This window comes from Phycisphaerales bacterium (assembly GCA_020852515.1).
Taxonomy (GTDB): domain Bacteria; phylum Planctomycetota; class Phycisphaerae; order Phycisphaerales; family UBA5793; genus UBA5793.
In genome coordinates this window covers 1-2,548 of record JADZAS010000028.1, presented here as the reverse complement: position 1 = coordinate 2,548, position 2,548 = coordinate 1, and the positions used below count along the sequence as shown (strand labels likewise).

The following is a 2,548-nucleotide window of genomic DNA, read 5'->3' as shown; positions in this document are numbered from 1 at the left end:
TGCCCTTCAACGTCGCGGCCGGGAACTCCAGCGGGTACAACTACGCCTCCGGCCGGCTCGACCACCAGACCTACTACAAATCCATCCGCGTCGAGCAGAACCACCTCCAGACGGCGGTCCTCGATCGGATTCTCCGCGCCTGGCTCGATGAAGCGGTGCTCGTCGAGGGGTTGCTGCCCCAGTCGATGCGAGCGATCGGCGTCGCCACGCCGCACACGTGGTTCTGGGATGGGATGGAGCACGTCGATCCCGCCAAGGAAGCGACGGCACAGGCCACGCGACTGGCCAATCACACGACGACACTCGCGACCGAGTTCGCCAGGCAGGGACGGGACTGGGAAGAGGAACTGCGCCAGCGGGCGCGCGAAATCGAACTCATGAAGGAACTGGGGTTGTCCCCGGCGCAGGCACAGCCGCGCGCCGACAGCCCCGACGAGTCAGACAAGGAAGAGGACGATGGCCAGAACGAAAACGCCAACGCGATCAGCATCGCAGCCTGAGAACGCGACGCCACAGTCCATCGAGATCACCGCAGCTGCGCAGATCGACATCGAGGCCGCGGCCGGCGAAGGAACGCCGGCACTGCCGCGCTTCAAGATGGTGGCCTACACCGGCGGCGCCATGCGTGTCGCCGCCTGGCGGCACCCCGTCATTCTCGATCTGGCGGGATTGAACATCCCCTCCCAGCAGCGGCCGATCCGATTCAGCCACGACCCGGCCTCGGGTGTTGGCCACACCGACGTGATCCAAATCGAATCGGGGCAACTCATCGCGTCGGGGCTGGTGTCGCGCGATACGCCGACCGCACGCGAGATCGTGACATCCTCGAAGAACGGCTTCCCCTGGCAGGCGTCGGTGGGCGCTTCGGTCGAGGAGTTCGAGTTCATCCGCGAAGGGCAGAAGGTGCTCGTGAATGGGCAGGAGTTCGCCGGCCCCGTCAACGTGGTCCGCAAGGCGACGCTCGGCGAGATCAGTTTCGTGGACCTGGGGGCGGATGGAAAGACCAGTGTGAATGTCGCGGCGATCGCCACGACTCAGGAGAACATCATGGACGGTGAGAACAAAGACACCAGCGCCACCAACAACGGCACGGCGACACAGACCAAGCCCGAGGCGCAGGCGGATGCACTCAACCCCAATGCGAACGCCAGTGCCGTTGAGGACATCCGCGCGCAGGCGCTCGCCGAAACGACGCGCATCTCAGCGGTCCGCCGTCTCTGCGCCGGCCAGCACGATGAGATCGAAGCCAAGGCGATCCGCGAGGGGTGGGATTCCACGCGCACCGAACTGGAGATCCTCCGCGCCAATCGGCCCAAGGCGCCGGCGATCCACGTGCACGACCAGAATGTGAGCACCCAGGTGCTCGAAGCGGCGTGCATGCTCACCGCCGGGCTCGATGAACCCGAGAAGCACTGCCAGGAGCAGGCGCTTGACCTGGCCGCCAAGCGATTCCGAGGCGGCATCGGGTTGCAGGAACTGCTCCTTGAAGCGGCATGGGCGAACGGGTACAGCGGCCGCAACTTCCGCGACAGCCGCAACGTGCTCAAGTTCGCCTTCAACCCTGGAATCGAGGCGGGCCTGAGCACGATCGACATCGGCGGCATCTTGAGTAGCGTCGCCAACAAGTTCCTCCTCGAGGGCTTTTTCTCCGTCGAGCGAACCTGGCGGAACATCACTGCCGTTCGCAATGTGAGCGACTTCAAGATGGTCACGTCGTACCGGCTGGTGGGCAAGGACCAGTACGAGATCGTGGCGCCCGGCGGCGAACTCAAGCACGGCAATCTCGGCGAAGAGCAGTACACCAACAAGGCCGACACGTACGGCCTGCTGCTGGCCATCGATCGGCGCGACATCATCAACGATGACCTCGGCGCCATCACGACCGTGCCGCGCAAGTTGGGCCGCGGCTCGGGCCTGAAGATCAACGACGTGTTCTGGACCATCTTCCTGGCCAACACCGACTTCTTCAAGGTCGGCAACAAGAACTTCCTCAGTGGGGCCGACACGGCCCTGACCATCGACGGCCTGACCAAGGCCGAGGTCGCCTTCATGGACCAGGTGGATGGAGACGGCAAGCCCATCGGCATTATGCCTTCGATCATGCTGGTGCCCACGGCGCTCTCTGCCATCGGCACGCAGCTCTTCAAGTCCATGGAACTGCGCGACACCACAGCGAGCACGAAGTACCCGGTGAGCAACCCGCACCAGGGCAAGTTCCGTGTCGAGGTGAGCCGGTATTTGAGCAACGCCTCGTACACGGGCAACTCGGCCAAGGCGTGGTACCTGCTCGCGGACCCGGCCGACCTGCCGGTGATCGAGGTCGCGTTCCTGAATGGGCAGGAGTCGCCGACGATCGAGACCGCCGAAGCGGACTTCAACGTGCTGGGCATCCAGATGCGCGGCTATCACGACTTCGGCTGTGCGTTGCAGGATCCGCGTGGCGGAGTCCGCGCGAAGGGCGAGGCATGATCAGGCGCGGAATCTGAGTGATCAGTTCTCCGCGGCACACGTGAATCAGGAGTTTGAATATGACACAGGCAACATACGT

General features: G+C 64.2%; 2 protein-coding genes. Both read left to right on the top strand.

Annotated features, from left to right (window positions below; all coding sequences use genetic code 11):
• On the top strand, positions 1 to 500 hold a 500-nt coding region (locus IT430_17265; protein ID MCC6909688.1), incomplete at its 5' end, for a hypothetical protein.
• Positions 457 to 2,469, top strand: coding sequence for a hypothetical protein (locus tag IT430_17260; protein ID MCC6909687.1), 2,013 nt, complete (start codon positions 457 to 459; stop codon positions 2,467 to 2,469). The genes IT430_17265 and IT430_17260, both read left to right, overlap by 44 nt.
• Positions 2,470 to 2,548: the final 79 nt, after the last annotated feature.